18 protein-coding genes are annotated in these 15451 nt (G+C 59.1%); 8 read left to right on the top strand and 10 right to left on the bottom strand.

From position 1 onward, the window contains the following. Positions 1 to 244 precede the first annotated feature (244 nt). Entirely contained in the window at positions 245 to 1498 is a 1254-nt protein-coding gene (locus tag AACT07_RS14190) for a phospholipase D-like domain-containing protein (protein WP_069528411.1), read from the bottom strand. 73 nt (positions 1499 to 1571) lie between these two features. On the opposite strand from AACT07_RS14190, the gene AACT07_RS14185 reads away from it, so the two are divergent. Continuing rightward, the gene (locus AACT07_RS14185) at positions 1572 to 1748 is read left to right on the top strand and encodes a hypothetical protein (RefSeq protein WP_005339947.1); all 177 of its coding nucleotides are present in this window, start codon (positions 1572 to 1574) and stop codon (positions 1746 to 1748) included. On the opposite strand, the gene AACT07_RS14180 is transcribed toward AACT07_RS14185, so the two are convergent. From AACT07_RS14180 to tatA, 3 genes are all read right to left on the bottom strand, one after another. Next, positions 1726 to 3147 carry a lytic transglycosylase F gene (locus tag AACT07_RS14180; RefSeq protein ID WP_083249982.1) on the bottom strand — a complete coding sequence of 474 codons (1422 nt, stop codon included), beginning with the start codon at positions 3145 to 3147 and terminating at the stop codon, positions 1726 to 1728. The genes AACT07_RS14185 and AACT07_RS14180 overlap by 23 nt on opposite strands. Before the next feature lie 229 nt (positions 3148 to 3376). Next, the gene (locus tag AACT07_RS14175) at positions 3377 to 3679 is read right to left on the bottom strand and encodes a YfcZ/YiiS family protein (protein WP_005339945.1); all 303 of its coding nucleotides are present in this window, start codon (positions 3677 to 3679) and stop codon (positions 3377 to 3379) included. 16 nt (positions 3680 to 3695) lie between these two features. Beyond that, positions 3696 to 3857 (bottom strand): twin-arginine translocase TatA/TatE family subunit, encoded by a 162-nt coding sequence (gene tatA / locus AACT07_RS14170; protein WP_005339944.1) that lies wholly within the window; start codon positions 3855 to 3857, stop codon positions 3696 to 3698. 276 nt (positions 3858 to 4133) lie between these two features. Between tatA and AACT07_RS14165 the strand changes: the two genes are divergently transcribed. Then, positions 4134 to 5102 (top strand): LysR family transcriptional regulator, encoded by a 969-nt coding sequence (locus AACT07_RS14165; RefSeq protein ID WP_005357635.1) that lies wholly within the window; start codon positions 4134 to 4136, stop codon positions 5100 to 5102. Between the two features lie 76 nt (positions 5103 to 5178). On the opposite strand, the gene AACT07_RS14160 is transcribed toward AACT07_RS14165, so the two are convergent. Together AACT07_RS14160 and AACT07_RS14155 are read right to left on the bottom strand one after the other, a co-directional pair. After that, complete coding sequence (locus tag AACT07_RS14160; protein WP_069528408.1) at positions 5179 to 5778, bottom strand: YhgN family NAAT transporter; 600 nt, start codon at positions 5776 to 5778, stop codon at positions 5179 to 5181. A 99-nt stretch (positions 5779 to 5877) separates the two neighbouring features. Beyond that, entirely contained in the window at positions 5878 to 6123 is a 246-nt protein-coding gene (locus AACT07_RS14155; protein WP_069528406.1) for a YecH family metal-binding protein, read from the bottom strand. Between the two features lie 209 nt (positions 6124 to 6332). Between AACT07_RS14155 and AACT07_RS14150 the strand changes: the two genes are divergently transcribed. Next, a complete protein-coding gene (locus AACT07_RS14150; RefSeq protein ID WP_021231554.1) occupies positions 6333 to 7616 on the top strand; it encodes a dicarboxylate/amino acid:cation symporter in 1284 nt (427 codons plus the stop codon). A gap of 11 nt (positions 7617 to 7627) precedes the next feature. On the opposite strand, the gene AACT07_RS14145 is transcribed toward AACT07_RS14150, so the two are convergent. Next, on the bottom strand, positions 7628 to 7942 hold the full coding sequence (locus AACT07_RS14145; RefSeq protein ID WP_005339933.1) for a putative signal transducing protein: 315 nt from the start codon (positions 7940 to 7942) through the stop codon (positions 7628 to 7630). A gap of 10 nt (positions 7943 to 7952) precedes the next feature. Next, complete coding sequence (locus AACT07_RS14140; RefSeq protein ID WP_019444678.1) at positions 7953 to 8855, bottom strand: LysR family transcriptional regulator; 903 nt, start codon at positions 8853 to 8855, stop codon at positions 7953 to 7955. 96 nt (positions 8856 to 8951) lie between these two features. Here AACT07_RS14140 and AACT07_RS14135 point away from each other — a divergent pair, with 96 nt between their 5' ends. Both AACT07_RS14135 and AACT07_RS14130 read left to right on the top strand, forming a co-directional pair. After that, positions 8952 to 10004 carry an HlyD family secretion protein gene (locus tag AACT07_RS14135; RefSeq protein WP_005357630.1) on the top strand — a complete coding sequence of 351 codons (1053 nt, stop codon included), beginning with the start codon at positions 8952 to 8954 and terminating at the stop codon, positions 10002 to 10004. Beyond that, positions 10004 to 11557, top strand: a complete 1554-nt coding sequence (locus AACT07_RS14130; RefSeq protein WP_047434582.1) for a DHA2 family efflux MFS transporter permease subunit — start codon at positions 10004 to 10006, stop codon at positions 11555 to 11557. Before AACT07_RS14135 ends, AACT07_RS14130 begins: the two co-directional genes overlap by 1 nt. A gap of 77 nt (positions 11558 to 11634) precedes the next feature. Here the strand turns inward: AACT07_RS14130 and AACT07_RS14125 are convergent, their stop codons facing one another. After that, complete coding sequence (locus tag AACT07_RS14125; RefSeq protein ID WP_005348507.1) at positions 11635 to 12261, bottom strand: lysoplasmalogenase; 627 nt, start codon at positions 12259 to 12261, stop codon at positions 11635 to 11637. A 187-nt stretch (positions 12262 to 12448) separates the two neighbouring features. Here AACT07_RS14125 and AACT07_RS14120 point away from each other — a divergent pair, with 187 nt between their 5' ends. Further along, positions 12449 to 12592 carry a hypothetical protein gene (locus AACT07_RS14120; RefSeq protein ID WP_162182404.1) on the top strand — a complete coding sequence of 48 codons (144 nt, stop codon included), beginning with the start codon at positions 12449 to 12451 and terminating at the stop codon, positions 12590 to 12592. A gap of 210 nt (positions 12593 to 12802) precedes the next feature. Here AACT07_RS14120 and AACT07_RS14115 read toward each other — a convergent pair whose 3' ends face one another. After that, a complete protein-coding gene (locus AACT07_RS14115) occupies positions 12803 to 13921 on the bottom strand; it encodes a fatty acid desaturase (protein WP_069528404.1) in 1119 nt (372 codons plus the stop codon). 147 nt (positions 13922 to 14068) lie between these two features. Between AACT07_RS14115 and fabR the strand changes: the two genes are divergently transcribed. Then, positions 14069 to 14689 (top strand): HTH-type transcriptional repressor FabR, encoded by a 621-nt coding sequence (fabR, locus tag AACT07_RS14110; RefSeq protein WP_069528402.1) that lies wholly within the window; start codon positions 14069 to 14071, stop codon positions 14687 to 14689. Positions 14690 to 14708: 19 nt separating this feature from the next. After that, entirely contained in the window at positions 14709 to 15074 is a 366-nt protein-coding gene (locus AACT07_RS14105) for a YijD family membrane protein (RefSeq protein WP_005339919.1), read from the top strand. Positions 15075 to 15451 lie beyond the last annotated feature (377 nt).

Genomic DNA, 15451 nt, shown 5'->3' with positions numbered 1-15451 from the left:
CCTTCGTCCACACGGCAGACAGGCCGCCGTGTTTGTCCTTGCAACTGAAATATTACGCATAAAAACAAAATAAAAAACGTTTTTATGCTAATTCCATTCACATCAGAGTACAAAAAACAGCCTTATCACCACCATTAACTGGTTATAAAACAGTTAGATAGACTCTATCATGGCTATTCACCCGCGATGTGCATCGGCAAAGGCCTACACGCCTTTGCGAGATCTCGCACAAAAAATGGCCGCCTCACAGCCAACGGCGCAGTGGCAACCAGTCGCTCAGGCGGGCTATCAGTCGCCTTGACCACCCTTCGGGTTTGCGCGGCAATCCACCCGCCTGCTCCTGCCAGCGAGCCAGCCACATTCGCAGCGCCTCGCAGATCGGCGGGCAGTGCAGATGCAGCATCAGCTCGGTATTGAGAAAGAGTGAGCGGGGATCGAGGTTGAGGCTACCAAACAGCGCCCGCTCCTCCCCCAGCAGGATCAGCTTGGCGTGCAGGCTGCCGTGGCTATGATCAAACTCGGCGACCCGGATCCCGCGGCGCAGCAACCAGCCGAGATAGCGTTGGTAGGCGCCATAGACCAGCGGCACATCGGTGCTGGCCAGCGAGTTGGTGAGAATGTCGATGGCGACCCCCTGCTGGCGCAGCCGCGCCAGACGGTGCCGAAACCCGCGAGTAAGGATGAGGTAAGGGGTCACCAACCCCAGCGAGCCTGGATTGTCAGCCAGCTGGCGCCACAGCTGACGGGCAGTGGTGGGGCGGGAGATAAGCCCCTTGCCGGGACGGTCGAACCACACCTCGGCCCGCCCCTCATGCCATTGCAGCGGCACATCGCTCTCGTCAAACAGCGCCGCGGGCAGATCGTAGACCGTCGCCACCACCGGATCCGTCATGGTAAACAGGAAGTCGTTGACCACCTCTATTTCGGCGGGCAGCAGCTCGCGGCGCAGCAGATGGCGGATGGGATGACTCCAGCGGCTGTGCCAGAACTGCTCGAACCCCTGCGCCATCTGCTGACACAGGCCCCCCTGACAGACGAGATCGAGATCCACGAAGGGAGCTTGCGGATCCAGACCGAAGTAGCGATCGCCGATGTTGCGCCCGCCGATCAGCGCCAGCTTACCATCCACCAGCAGCAGCTTGTTGTGCATCCGGTGGTTGATGCGGCGAAAGCTGAGCAGCCCCTCCAGCAGCAGTGACAGCGGGCGCCAGCCCCGCAGCCAGAAGGGGTTGAACAGCCGCACCTCGATCCCCGGGTAGTGAGCCACCATTTCCAGAAAGCGGTTGTCACCGGCATAGAGATCATCCACCAGCAGCTGCACCTTGACGCCGCGCCGAGCGGCGTGAAGCAGCTCGCTCAGCAACAACTTGCCGCTGCTGTCCTCCTCCCAGCTGTAGTACTGCGCCTGGATCCGCTCGCGGGCATGGCGGATCCATTGACAACGCACCTTCAGCGCCAGCTGGGGATCGTCGATCAGGGCAAAGGATCCGGGGATCATGGTGTCATCCTGCTGTCATGGCCGGGTGTCATAACGCTGGCGAGCCTCTTCACATATTCAAAAGGAGTTGCTGATGGAACTGCATGATACCCCGATGTTGCGCTATCTGGGCCAGCTCAGCCAGCCAGATCTCATCCCGGCCACCGGCCCTGCTCACTGGTTTTTGCAACACAGGGACGGTGGCTGGCAATTGCCGACCGTGCAGGCGACCCTGCCGGTCAACCGGCTCAGGGCTGAGCCGCTTCGATAGCGGCAGCCTTGCCCTCGATCTGGGGCAGGCTGAAACGATAGGCCACGTAGTACTTGTAGATGGTGCCGACATAGTTGATCGGCCCCTGTCCGACTTCGTTGGCCACCAGTTGATCCACGTTGCCGAACCAGACGTTGGGATCGAGCCCCAGCTTCTCCGCCTTGCCTCGCAGCGCCTGCACCCGGTTCGGCCCGGCGTTGTAGGCGGCGAGGGCAAACAGGTGGCGATTGAGCCGATCCAGCTTGGGATCATTGAAGTAGGTATCGAGGATCAACCGCATGTAGCGGCAGGCGGCCTCCACATTTCCCTCCAGCGTGGTGAGTCTGGCGCCGTTGATGCCGACTTCCCGCCCCGTACTGGGCAGCAGTTGCATAAGGCCCACGGCCCCCTTGGGCGAACGCGCCTTGGGATTGAGGCCGGACTCCTTGTAGCCGAGCGCCGCCAGCATCAGCCAGTCGAGATCGTATTTATTGGCGTACTTCTCCAGCACTTTGCGAATGGTCGCGAGGCGCCCCATGGGATCCGGCGCCAGGATATTGCTCATCTGATCGCTGCGAACCAGCAACCGGCGCAGAGTCATGTCGCTGTAAAGGCTGTTGCGGCTGACACTCGCCAGATAGCCATTGACCGCCTTGAGCAGCTCGGGGCTGTTCTTGCGCAGCGCCCAGGCGCTGGTGCCATTGCTGCGCAGGGGGATCAACTTGTGGGCCTTGAGGCCGGAGATCATCCCACCCAGCCAGATCCTCCCCTTGTAGCTGTCGGTCACCGTCAGGGGAATAATGCCAGCGGCCACCATCTCCAGCAGATCGCCATCCTGCAGGTATTCGGGCACCGTTTCGATATAGACGGGGGGCAACCCCAGCTCGCGAAACAGCCAGTTGAGCTGGCGCAGACTCTCGTAGTAGCTGGAGCTGGCGCGCACCCAGACCCGTCTGCCGGAGAGCTGGGTAATGCGGCTGAAGGCGGGCAGGCTCTGCTGGCTCACCACCCACTCCTCGATGGATGAAATGAGCGGCCGGGAGAAGGCCACCTGTTCACGCCGGGTCGGGGTCACCGTCATGGTCGCCGCCACCAGATCGCCACGCCCCTCGGTCAGATAGTCCAGCAGCTTGTCCTGACGCACCGGGATGTAGACCACCTTGAGTTTGACCTTCTCTTTGGCGAGATAGGTCTTGTTCAGCCAGCGCTCGAACCCTTGCAGCTGATTGACCAGAATGCCGTACTGGGCGCCGCGATCGAGAAAATAGAAGCCGCGCTCATAGACCACCAGAGCCCTGAGTTCGCGCTTTTGCAGAATGCTTTCGAGGTCCCCGGGTTGGGGCAGACGCTGTGGCTTGAGTTCAGCCGCGAGCAGGGGAAAACAGCAGAGGGCCAGCAGAGCCCAGATCCAGCGTCGCATCACGATGGCTGCCCCTGTGCTGACGTCACACCTGCTGCCTGTTGGCAGCACGGATCACGATAGAGGGTGGGATTGGGGGCAGAGATCCATCGCTGCGTCATGATGTTTACGCCTTCTGTTGGCCGACTCGCGCCGGGCAAAAACGTCTGTGGGATAGAGTAACTATAGAACGCCGACCCACAGCAGAAGGGTCAACACGGCAGGCAAACCTGCCGCGTTATCAGACAACTCAGATAGAGCGGGCCCGCATTTCGAAAATCAGTTTTTCGGCGGTGCAGGTGAATTGCAGGCGGGCTTTCAGGATCACGCCGTTGGCGCCCTGGGTCAGTTCGCTGCTCACCTGAGCTTCGGCAGTGACTTGTTTGGCCAGTGCTTCATAGGCAGCCAGCTTGGCGCGGGCATCAGCCTCGGCAGCGGCTTCAATCACCAGATCCATCACATCGTCGCCTTCGCCGATGATGGTGCCGATCTCGGCAAAACAGCCGCAGCTGTCACAGGTTTCGTTCAGTTCAACTTTCTCGTCTACAGACATTTTCTACTCCTACTGCTTATTTCGGATGATTTGCGTCGTCACGCATCGCCTTGCGAAAATCTTTGATGGCGGTACCCAGATCCTCACCTGCACTGGCAAGACGCTTGCTGCCGAAGACCAGCACAACGACCAGCAAGAGGATCAACATATGCCAGATATGAATTCCACCGAGTCCCATAGGGATACTCCCTCACAAAGAGATATCTGTTACTTGTATCAAAATAGAGCGCAGGGATTGTTGGGCAAAATCAAGGCAGGTGCAAGTGAGCAAATAAATCATAGCCAAAAAATAGGGCGACCCAAAGGTCGCCATATTGATTGTGCTACATGTCCCCTCAACCGCTACATCCTGTACCAGTGGTTCATGCGAACCTGAGACCATTCGAGGATAAGATCGCCAAGATATGAAAACAAATGGTATAAATTCATCTTAGAATTGAAGAGGATTCATATCATGCTGCTGGAACAACTGGGTCGCATCGACCTCAATTTGCTGATTATCCTGCAGGTACTGCTGGAAGAGCGCAACGGCAGCAAGGCCGCACGCCGCCTTCATCTGAGCCAGTCCGCGGTCAGCAAAGCCCTCGGCCGTCTGCGCGATACCTTCAATGATCCCCTCTTCATCCGCTCTGCCTACGGGCTGGAACCCACCGGCCGCGCCCTTGCGCTGCAGCAGCAGTTGCAACCCATCCTGTTGTCGCTGGATAACCTGATCCAGCCGCCCGAGTTCGACCCCGCCAGCTCGGAGCGAGAGTTCGTCATCGCCAGCATGGACAGCGCCTTTACCCTGTTTGCCCCGCTCTACCTGAGCGAGCTGAAACGGCAGGCACCACGGATCCGCTTGCGTTACGAGGAGTGGACCGAGAACAGTCTGACCGAGATGAGTCAGGGACAGGTGGACATCGCCTTCGCGGTGCGAGAGAACTGCATCAGCTCCGATTATCGGCTCGATACCCTGCCCGACAGCATCTGTCAGCGAGTGCTGGCGGTCGATGATCTCACCTGTCTGGTGCAGCAGCACCACCCTGCGCTGCGAGAGCCCAACTGGAATCTGGAGCACTACCTCAGTTATCCCCATGTGCAGACTTACTGCGAGGGGCGAGACCGCTGGATGCTGGATCACAAGCTGGCGGAGCAGGATCTCTACCGGCGTATCGAGGCAACCGTGCCCTCCTTCGAGGCGGCGCTGCGGATGGGGATGCACTCCGACATGATAGTGACCCTCTCCAGGCTCTATGCCCGCCACGCCACCCAGGTCTATCCGCTGTTGCAGCTGCCGCTGCCCATCGGGTTGGACAGCATCTCCCACCTGCTGATCTGGCATCAGCGTCACAGCGAGGATCCGGGCCACCGCTGGCTGCGGGAATTGCTGCTCTCCCTCATCATGAGCAAACTGGAACCCGCAGCGACCACTCACGGCTGACGGCACGCCTTCTCGGCAACAAAAAAGAACGGGGCTCTGCGTAGCCCCGTTTCATTCACTTCAACATGTAACCCACTCAGCCTTGGCCGGTCACTGCCAGATAGTGATGTACCCCGTCCAGCAGCATCTGGACCGAGATCATCACCAACAGCATCCCCATCAGCCGCTCCACCGCAGTGAGTCCCCGCTCACCCAGCAGCTTGTTGAATACCTCGTAGAACATCAGGATCACCGCGCTGGCAGCCCAGGCCAGAAAGAGTGCCAGCGACCAGTCCACCATCCGGGTCGGCTCCTGATTGGCCAGCAGCATCAAAGAAGCCAAGATAGAAGGACCAGCGATCATCGGGATCGCCATCGGCACCAGGAAGGGCTCCTCGCCCGCCGCCAGCCCGGTCACGCCCCCCTCACTCGGAAAGATCATCTTGATGGCGATCAGGAACAGGATAATGCCCCCCGCAATGCTGACCGCCTCCTGCCGCAGGTTGAGGAAACCGAGGATCTGCTGACCGACGAACAGGAACAGCAGCATAATGGCCAGCGAGAAGAGCAGCTCGCGGATCATCACCTTGCGACGTCGCTTGGGATCGATATGACGCAGGATAGAGAGGAAGACCGGCAGGTTGCCCAGCGGGTCCATGATCAGAAACAGCATGACTGCGGCAGAGAAAGTATCCATACAACGCCCGGGCTACGCCCTGAATAGGGAAAAGAGAGGGGGCGAAATATAGCAAAGGGCGAAGAATTGAGCGAGCGCCATGATGCGCTCGCAGCGGGATTAACCGTGGTTGCAGATCTTGTCGGCGCGGGTCTGGAAACCCTCAGCCGAGTCGATGAATTTGCCGCGGGCGGCCAGAAAGTCGATCAGCGCTTCTGCATCCATCTCGCTGGCGCTGCAGGTATGAAAACGGGCCTCGGCACCGAACCGTTCAGCCATCGCCTGTTTCAGGCTGACACGGGTAAATTGCCCCCCTTGTGTCAACATCATCTCCATCACTTCATGACCATGAACCGATTGCGACATCTCTCACCTCAATAATTAACATATTTAATGCCAATTAAATATCTCCCCGCCCGGAGGGATCTTGATATAAGCCAATAAATTGCGCATTTCCTGGTCAGGGGAGTGGTCACCGCCACCGCTTTGTCGATAATGTGGCAACCCGCGTCAGGGATCGCTACACTGGCGCCCCTTTTTGGCCATCGCAGACAATGTATAAGGATATTGGCGTCATGCTGTTCCATGGAGAGGCTCTCAAGCCCTGGCAGATCTGGACCCGCCGACCACTCTGGCTCAAGACCCTGATCGGCATGCTGACAGGGGTGGGTCTGGGCGTCGGCTTTGAAGAGCAAGCCCTGCTGCTCAAGCCCCTTGGCGTCCTGTTCGTCAACACCATCCAGATGCTGATGGTGCCCCTCATTTTCTGCTCGGTCATCGCCGGTCTCACCTCGCTGCTCAAGGGCAAGGCCCTCGATCGCATCGGCAGCAAGGCGATCTGTCTCTACTTCTGTTCGACCGCCATCGCCATCTGCATCGGCCTGATGATGGGCTGGCTGCTGGAACCCGGCATGGGTGCCGACATGGGCCCCTATGAGCGGGTCGGTATGTCGGAACCACCCACCCTGGCCAGCGTGCTGAGCCATCTGGTGCCGAGTAACCCGGTACAGGCGATGGTGGATGGCAAGATCCTGCAAGTGATCGTCTTTGCGGTGGCGCTGGCGGTCGCCCTCAATGCCAGCGGTCGCCGTGGCCGCCCCGCCATCCTCTTCTTCACCTCGCTGGCCGAGGGGATGTTCAAGCTGACCCAGATGGTGATGGCGCTCGCGCCTTACGGTGTCTGCGCTCTGATGGCCTGGATGACCGGCAAGTACGGTCTCGACCTGCTGCTGCCGCTGCTCAAGGTGATCGGCGCCGTCTACCTCGGCTGCCTGCTGCACGTGCTCGGGGTCTACAGCACCTTGCTGCTCCTGCTGGCACGGCTCAATCCACTGCACTACTTCAAGAGCATCGTTGACGCTCAGGCGGTGGCTTTCACCAGCAGCTCCAGCAACTCCACCCTGCCCATCAGTCTGGCCTGCGCCGAGAAACGGCTGGGAGTCTCCCCCGCCATCACCGCCAAGGTGCTGCCCATCGGCGCCACCATCAACATGGATGGCACCGCCCTCTATCAGGGAGTGACTGCGCTGTTCGTGGCTCAGGCATTCGGGGTGGAGCTGCACATGGTCGATTACCTGACCATCATCAGCATCGCCACCCTGGCAAGTATCGGCACCGCAGGCACCCCGGGCACCGGGTTGATGCTGCTGACCCTGACCCTGACGGCGGTGGGCTTGCCGCTGGAAGGGGTGGCACTGATTGCAGGCATTGACCGGATCCTCGACATGGCGCGCACCACGGTCAATGTATCGGGGGATATTCTGGTATCGGTGCTGATCGCCCGCAGCGAAAACGAGCTGGATCTGGCGACCTATCACGATGCCAGCGCAGGGGAAGATATCGAGTTCCCGCCGCGCTAGCGGAAGAAAGATCAGCTGTCGTGGGGATCGTGATGACAGCGCCAGCAGACGTCGAAGTTGGCGCCGTTCTCCTCCCCGCACTGACCGCACAGCCAGCCGTTACCCTGACGCTGCTGGTAACGCTCGATGACCCGTCCTGCCTTGCTGCGATCCTCGGCCCGCACCATCAGGGTCACCTGCAACATGTCGACCGGCAGCTCGCCAAGGGCGCCAGACAGCCCCTCGCCATTGAGGCGCACCAGCACCCCTTCCGCCTCCAGCGCCCCTTTCAACGCGTGTGCCTCCAGGGTGTGTGAGGCGCGATAGAGATTGATCCAGTTATCCATAGCTCCCCCCTTACAACAACTTGTCGATGCCAAACTCGGCGCCGTTCTCAATCATGAAATCGATGAATGCCCGCAACTTGCGCGGCATCAGTTGCCGCTCCGGAAACAACAAATAAATCGGCACCCTGGGTTGCTGCCACTCTGGCAGCAGGATCACCAATTCGCCGCTGGCCAGCTCATCCTGACAGAGCATAGCGGGTAACGAAGCCAACCCCAGCCCCGCCTTCGCTGCCTCCCGGGCACAGGTAATATTATTGACCCGAAAACGGGATGGGGGGTCAACCAGCACCTCTCTGCCATCCAGCTCGAAACACCAGTGAGAGGCGAGAAACCCGCTACTTACCGTCACCCGCTCGTGGTTGGCCAGATCCTCCGGCCGCTCGATGACCGGGCTGCGGGCCAGATAGTCCGGGCTGGCACAGAGCAGCCTTCCGGTGCTCCAGAGTCGGCGCGCCGCCAGATTGGAGTCGCTCATGTCGCCAATCCGCACCACCGCATCCAGCCCTTCACTGATGGGATCCACCACCCGGTTGGTCAGTTCCAGCTCCACCTGCAGGGCGGGATAGGCCTGCAAAAACTTGGCGACCAAGCGCCCGACCACCAGTTGCCCCGTCTCGATAGGCACCGCCAGTTTGAGGGTGCCGGTCACCTCCTGCTGGCTGGCGCTCAGCATCAGCTCGGCTTCGGTCAGGGCATCGACCGCCTTGCTACAGTGCAGGTAGTACTTCTCCCCCTCCTCGGTCAAAGTGAGCTGACGAGTGGAGCGATAGAGCAGACGCACTCCGAGCCGCTGTTCAAGCTCGGCGATGCGGCGACTGACCATCGCCTTGGTCATCCCCAACTCACGGGCAGCCCCCGTAAACGAGCCCTTGTCGACGATACGCACCAGAATTAACGCGGCATTGAGATCCATTGTTGCACCAGTGAAACTGTATATCTCGTGAACCAATACTAATCGAAACAGTTGACCAGTGTTAGCCTGCGCCCCTTAAGTTCAGGAATCACAAAAATGAGTCAACACAAAAAAATTCCCCTGCTGGCAGCCATGATACTGGCGCTGCTCGGTCTGCTGTTCGCCGGTTACTGGTATCTTCACGGCCGCTATTTTGAAAGCACCGACAACGCCTATCTGCAAAGTGAAGTGACCGGGATCAGCTCCAAGCTGCCCGGCTATATCCGCGAAGTGCTGGTCACCGACAACCAGCCGGTCAAAGCGGGCCAACTGATCGCCCGGCTCGATGATCGCGAATACAAAACCAGGGTCGCGGAGGCCGAAGCCGACCTGCGCCTCAATCAGGCGACGGCCGAAAATCTGGCTGCCACCCGCACCCAACAACTGAGCCTGATCCAGCAAGCCGAGGCCAAGGTCGCCTCCGCCAAGGCCGAACAGCTGCGCGCCAGCCAGCAGGTCAACCGGATCAGTCAGCTCAACCAGCGCCACTACAGCTCGCAAGACAGTCTGGACGAGGTGCGTGCCGGCCTGCAGGTCAATCAGGCGCAAGCCCGGGAGGCCCAAGCCGCCCTGCAGGCGGCCCGTGAGCGACTGCTGGTACTGGATGCCGAACGCAAACAGAATCTGGCCAAGCTGGCGTTGAGCGAAGCACAACTGGAGCAGGCCAAGCTGGAGCTCGGCTACACCGAACTGCGGGCGCCTGCTGACGGCATCATTGGCAAGCGCAGCCTGCGGGAAGGGCTCTACGTCCAGTCCGGCATGCAGGTCGCCAGTTTGGTGCCGCTGCAACAGGTGTGGGTCGAGGCCAACTTCAAGGAGACCCAGCTCGCCCATATGCAGCCGGGCCAGAAGGTCGAAGTAGTGCTCGATGCCTACCCGGATCAACCGGTCGAGGGGATCATCGACAGCCTGGCCCCGGCCACCGGCGCCAAATTCGCCCTACTGCCACCGGAGAATGCCACCGGCAACTTCACCAAAATCGTGCAGCGGGTACCGGTCAAGATCCGCATCCCCGAGCCGGGCCCGCTGGCAGGCAAGCTGCTGCCGGGTCTCTCCACCGAAGTGATCGTGGATACCCGCACTCCTGATCCCGTGGTGGCTGCCAACTGATGGAACCCATTCCACGTCGCAACTGGATCGCGGTCATGGGGGGCCTTATCGGCGCCTTCATGGCCATCCTCGATATCCAGATCACCAATGCCTCTCTGAAGGATATTCAGGGGGCCCTGTCGGCCACCCTGAGCGAAAGCTCCTGGATCTCCACCTCCTATCTGGTGGCGGAGATGATCGCCATCCCCCTGAGCGGCTGGTTGAGCCGGGGGCTGAGCGTGCGCCGCTACCTGCTCTGGACCACCGGCGCCTTTATCGCCGCCTCCGTGCTCTGCTCGTTCAGCTGGAACCTCACCAGCATGATCGTCTTCCGGGCGCTGCAAGGCTTCACTGGCGGGGCGCTGATCCCGATGGCCTTTTCCCTCATCGTCACCCTGTTGCCGCTACAGAAACGGGCCACCGGCATGGCGCTGTTTGGCCTCTGCGCCACTTTCGCCCCCGCCATCGGCCCGACCCTCGGTGGCTGGCTCACCGAGCAGATGTCGTGGCACTACATCTTCTATCTCAACGTGCCGCCGGGACTGCTGGTGATGGCCATGCTGGCCCACGGGCTGGATAAAAAACCGGTGGACTGGGCCGTGATCAAGCGGGTGGATCTCATCGGGATTGTCACCATGGCGCTTGGCCTCGGCTTGCTGGAGGTGGTACTGGAAGAAGGCAACCGGGAAGACTGGTTCGGCTCAAGCTTCATCGTGCGACTGGCAGTCATTTCGGCGGTGGCGCTGGTGTTCTTCGTCATCAGCCAGCTGATCCGCCGTCACCCGCTGGTCAATCTGCGGCTGCTGCACAACCCTCGCTTCGCGCTGGCCTGCTTCGCCTATCTGATCCTCGGCATGGCGCTGATGGGATCTATCTATGTGTTGCCGCTCTACATGACCCAGATCCACAACTACAACGCGCTGGAAATCGGCGAAGTCCTGATGTGGATGGGACTACCGCAACTGCTGGTGCTGCCGCTGGTGCCCAAACTGACCCACAAGATAGACCCCCGCTATCTGGTGAGCTTCGGCTTCCTGATCTTCGCCGTCAGCTGCTTTATGAACGTCAACATGAGTGCCGACTACGCCGGGCCGCAGCTGATCCAGTCACTCATCGTGCGGGCGCTGGGGCAGCCCTTCATCATGGTGCCGCTCTCCCTGGTCGCCACCGCCAGCCTGAGCCACGACGAGATCCCCTCCTCCTCGACCCTGCTCAACGTGCTGCGCAACCTGGGTGGTGCGTTTGGTATCGCCATCATCGCGACCCTGCTCGACAACGATACCCGCACCCATGTGCTACAGATTGGCAGCACTCTGGCCGCCAGCAGTATCGAGGGGCAGAGCTATCTGCTGCAACTGGCCCAGAGCATGATGGCGCAGGGTTCAGGCCCCGAGATAGCCCAGCAGCAAGCACACGCCATGCTGGCCAATACCATCAACCGGGAAGCGGCCATCATGGCCTACAACCAGGTGTTCTACATCATGGGGATCTTCCTGCTGATCGCCAGCGGCCTGATGCTGTTGCTCAAATCCCCCGCCCCACGGGCAGCGGATGCCGAACCGCTAGAGGCGTGAAAAACGCCGGGCATAAAACGAAAAACGGGCCAATGCCCGTTTTTCGTTATCTGTTACCTGCACTCAACCAGAAGACGTTATCCCGCCAGCGACCCTGCAATCAGGAATTGCGCTGCGAAGTAGCTACTCATCACCCAGGCGCGGGCGTGGGGAAAGGGGCGGCGGAAGCGATCGAGCGCCAGCATGCTGTCGGAGAAGAGGAACATCAGCGCCCCCACCAGAGCGGCGGCAGAACCGGCAGTGAGAGAGGCGTGCCAGGCACCGGCAGCCACCCAGGCCATGCCGATGATCACCAGCATGTAGCAGAAGACTGGGATCCGCATCTCCCCCAGCTTGCCCCACAGCAGGCCGAATACCATGCCGGCGATCAGCAACAGCAGCAAACCATCCACCAGATTGAGCAACAACGGCCCCTGAGCAAAACCGACGATATAGCAGAGATGCGCGACAAGAAATGCCGCCAACCCCTGAATGAAGCGATCACTTGGCAGCATCAGCAGCACATCGCCCGCCAGCGAGAGACAAAGGCCGAGCAGGATCCAGGCGTGGGAACCGTCGTGGTCATAACTCTGGTAGCCGAACGCCAACGCGATGATAAGCAACATGGTCAGTGGCTTGCTGATATAGAACTGGCGGCTGTCTGAACCGTAGGCAGCACGGATGTGCCACCAACCTGAAGCGATGATCAAGAAACTCAATAACATGCCCTGCTCCTCACCTGTTGCTCGCAGTCATACGGCAACCGTTTTTATCATGGTGCAGGGTAACAAATTCCCTCCCCCAGTGGCAGGGGTGCTTATCAAATGGACAGACTAAGCCTAAAGTCTAATTGCCGCACCGAGTGGTTCAGGGCATAAGTGACGGGTCTGGAGGATCACCATGGAAGAAGCTATGAAAAACTATCTGCCCGCCATCGATATCATGATGTGCCATCTGGGGATCAGCTTTGAGCAGGCCTGCGAACAACTGGGTCTCAGCCAGCAGGAGCAACAGGCACTGGATCAGTTGCAGCAACAGCAGAGCCAAGCCAACTAAGCCCTCCCGTTATTGGATATCATGATGCGCCATCTGGGGATCAGCTTTGAGCAGGCCTGCGAACAACTGGGTCTTAGCCAGCAGGAGCAACAGGCACTGGATCATTTGCAGCAACAGCAGAGCCAAGCCAACTAGCTTGAGTTGAATCATAAAAGAGAAGACCGCCAGCAGGCGGTCTTCTCTTTTAGTCTCTGTGATAACCGGACGGCATCATGCAATACCTGCCAGCAGACGACTCCAGTTGCGTTTACCTGCGATAAAGCCGTCCCGCAGGGCCCGATACTCCAGTTGCAGCTTGAGGCTGTCATAGCGCGCCAGCGCCTTGCGCTTGCGCAGCTCCAGCAGCCGCTTGCGACTGGCGTAATAGTGTTGCAACTGCTGGCTCAGCTTGTCGTACTCCTCCTGCAGCAGCGCCTGCCACAGTTCGCGATCTTCCTGCTTGCGCAACTTGGCTTGTGCCCGTTTCAGCTGCATCTGCAGCCGGGCCTGCTCGATACGCTCCTCCGGCGAAGATCTGAGATCTCCCGCCAGACCGCACCAGGAGGCGAGCCGGATCAACCACTTGGTCGGATCGAACTGCCACCAGTGAATGCCGTTGCGGTAATCATTCTCGAACAGGTGGTGAAAGTTGTGGTACCCCTCGCCAAAGGTGAAAAAAGCCAGGATGCCGTTATCGCGAGCGGTATTGCGATCGGTATAGGGCTGACTGCCCCAGATGTGGGCCAGCGAGTTGATAAAAAAAGTGGTGTGGTGCGTCATCACCATCCGCAAGACACCTGCCAGCAACAACATGCCGAGCAGATCTCCGTGGAGCAGACCAAACAGCAGCGGCAGGCCCAGATTGGTCGCCAGCACCAGTGTCAGATAGTGACGGTGCTGAAACGCGACCACCGGGTTGTTCTGCAGATCACGCACATTGCTGTAATCGCCATAGCGATCTCCTTGATGCTCCCGCAACATCCAGCCGATGTGGGAATACCAGAAGCCGCGCCCCGCGCTGTAGGGGTCTTTATCGTTGTCATCCACATGACGATGGTGACGGCGGTGATCTGCCGACCAGTGCAGGGCCGAATTCTGTAGCGCCAACGCACCGCCGATGGCAAACAACCACTGCAAAGCTATGTGCGCCTTGTAGGCCTTGTGCGACCAGAGCCGATGATAGCCTGCGGTGATGGAGAGACCACTAAGGCAGAACAACAACAGGAAACTGGCCCACTGCCAGAGATCGTAACCGTGGCTCATGCCGTACCAGGGTACGACAATCAACGCCACTATCCCGGAGAGGGAAAACAGCAGGGTATTAGTCAAAATAATGGGGGGTCTGGCCATCTCATTGCATCCTTTCAGCGAACAGCTGTTAGCCATTTTCTATGGTGATTTCCTCACGGTCAATGGTAAAAAAGTAGGATACAAACCTGATCCTGAGGCGCCTTCGGGTTATCATTTGTCCTCGTTAAGCTGAAGGTGACTGATTTCGTGGGTATTCGCGCTCAACAAAAAGAAAAAACCCGGCGTACATTGATCGATGCTGCATTCAGCCAACTGTGCGCCAATCGGAGTTTCTCCAATCTCAGCCTGCGGGAAGTCGCTCGCGAAGCGGGTATCGCTCCTACCTCTTTCTATCGCCACTTTCGCGATATGGAGGAGCTGGGCCTGACCCTGGTTGACGAAGGAGGTCTCACCCTGCGTCAACTGATGCGCCAGGCACGCCAGCGCATTGCCGGTGGTGGCAGTGTCATCAGCACCTCGGTGCAGACCTTTATGGAGTTCGTCGAGAACAACCCCAACATCTTCCGGCTGCTGCTGCGGGAACGCTCCGGCACCTCGGCCGCCTTTCGTCAGGCGGTGGCTCGCGAAATCCAGCACTTTATCGCAGAGCTGACCGATTATCTGGAAGCCACCACAGAAGCACCACGGGAAGATGCCTACATCCAGGCAGAAGCCATGGTCACCATCGTCTTCAGTGCCGGTGCCGATGCACTCGACATGACCAGCGAAGAGTGCCGTGCACTCTCCGAACGAACAATTCGCCAACTGCGGATGATCGCCATGGGCGCCGAGGTACAAAACCAGAAGCGCCGTGAACCTCACCCATGACCACAGGATGGAGAACGATATGACTGAACAGCTTATGATTCCGAAAAAACCGCTCGCCATGGCCATGCTGATTGGTATCTGTGGCGATGCCTCTCTGGCCGTGCTGACCAACTCGGTTGTGCCTTTCTCCTTCTTCCCGCTGATTGCCCTCTGGCTGGCGGCCTATCAGCTGTTCCAGCACTATCGCCATGAACCCATGGTGGGCAACACTCCCATCTGCACCCTGCTCTGCTTCTTTATCGGTGTCTTCGGCCACTCCGCGCTGCTCAAGGTGCAATACCCGGAGCTTGGCAGCAACTTCTTCTCCCTGATCATGATGCTGCTGTTACTGGCGGCCCTCTCCATCAAGCTCGGCCTGAGCATTGGCAACAAAGAGAAGCCCTGATAAATCGACCGAGTGATGGTAATCAGCTGATAGATAAAACAAATAGGCCTTTCCGTCGGGAAGGCCTATTTGCTTAAACGGTACCTGATTAATCCGGCAATCTCGGTATTCCCAACCTAGCCAAGCAGCTGGGCTTTAAGATCGACGTGCAAATGGAAGAGGGGGTGGTCAATATGGAACTTCCCTGCAACCAGCAGGCGGCAGAAGGCTGATTTGACCACCTGCAGAGTCGTTCAAATGGCAGTAAATAACTGATAAGGCTCGGATATAGCCAGAAAATGGTGGGAATAATCGGCTATCTGGCACTCTTACTTGGCAGGGAAAAGCCAGATATTGGTGGTTTAAGGCGCTAAAAATACAAAAGCCCGGTTATGAAA

The organism is Aeromonas sp. ANP5 (genome assembly GCF_963870295.1).
GTDB classification, from domain to species: Bacteria; Pseudomonadota; Gammaproteobacteria; order Enterobacterales; family Aeromonadaceae; genus Aeromonas; species Aeromonas veronii.
Note: the sequence above shows the minus strand (reverse complement) of the source record. Positions and strands in the feature narration are given on the sequence as shown.

Bases quoted from the DNA above. Each gene is read 5' to 3' on its own strand.
- AACT07_RS14190 (WP_069528411.1), bottom strand. From the start codon at position 1,498: ATGATCCCCGGATCCTTTGCCCTGATCGACGATCCCCAGCTGGCGCTG.
- AACT07_RS14185 (WP_005339947.1), top strand. From the start codon at position 1,572: ATGGAACTGCATGATACCCCGATGTTGCGCTATCTGGGCCAGCTCAGC.
- AACT07_RS14180 (WP_083249982.1), bottom strand. From the start codon at position 3,147: ATGCGACGCTGGATCTGGGCTCTGCTGGCCCTCTGCTGTTTTCCCCTG.
- AACT07_RS14175 (WP_005339945.1), bottom strand. From the start codon at position 3,679: ATGTCTGTAGACGAGAAAGTTGAACTGAACGAAACCTGTGACAGCTGC.
- tatA (WP_005339944.1), bottom strand. From the start codon at position 3,857: ATGGGACTCGGTGGAATTCATATCTGGCATATGTTGATCCTCTTGCTG.
- AACT07_RS14165 (WP_005357635.1), top strand. From the start codon at position 4,134: ATGCTGCTGGAACAACTGGGTCGCATCGACCTCAATTTGCTGATTATC.
- AACT07_RS14160 (WP_069528408.1), bottom strand. From the start codon at position 5,778: ATGGATACTTTCTCTGCCGCAGTCATGCTGTTTCTGATCATGGACCCG.
- AACT07_RS14155 (WP_069528406.1), bottom strand. From the start codon at position 6,123: ATGTCGCAATCGGTTCATGGTCATGAAGTGATGGAGATGATGTTGACA.
- AACT07_RS14150 (WP_021231554.1), top strand. From the start codon at position 6,333: ATGCTGTTCCATGGAGAGGCTCTCAAGCCCTGGCAGATCTGGACCCGC.
- AACT07_RS14145 (WP_005339933.1), bottom strand. From the start codon at position 7,942: ATGGATAACTGGATCAATCTCTATCGCGCCTCACACACCCTGGAGGCA.
- AACT07_RS14140 (WP_019444678.1), bottom strand. From the start codon at position 8,855: ATGGATCTCAATGCCGCGTTAATTCTGGTGCGTATCGTCGACAAGGGC.
- AACT07_RS14135 (WP_005357630.1), top strand. From the start codon at position 8,952: ATGAGTCAACACAAAAAAATTCCCCTGCTGGCAGCCATGATACTGGCG.
- AACT07_RS14130 (WP_047434582.1), top strand. From the start codon at position 10,004: ATGGAACCCATTCCACGTCGCAACTGGATCGCGGTCATGGGGGGCCTT.
- AACT07_RS14125 (WP_005348507.1), bottom strand. From the start codon at position 12,261: ATGTTATTGAGTTTCTTGATCATCGCTTCAGGTTGGTGGCACATCCGT.
- AACT07_RS14120 (WP_162182404.1), top strand. From the start codon at position 12,449: ATGAAAAACTATCTGCCCGCCATCGATATCATGATGTGCCATCTGGGG.
- AACT07_RS14115 (WP_069528404.1), bottom strand. From the start codon at position 13,921: ATGGCCAGACCCCCCATTATTTTGACTAATACCCTGCTGTTTTCCCTC.
- AACT07_RS14105 (WP_005339919.1), top strand. From the start codon at position 14,709: ATGACTGAACAGCTTATGATTCCGAAAAAACCGCTCGCCATGGCCATG.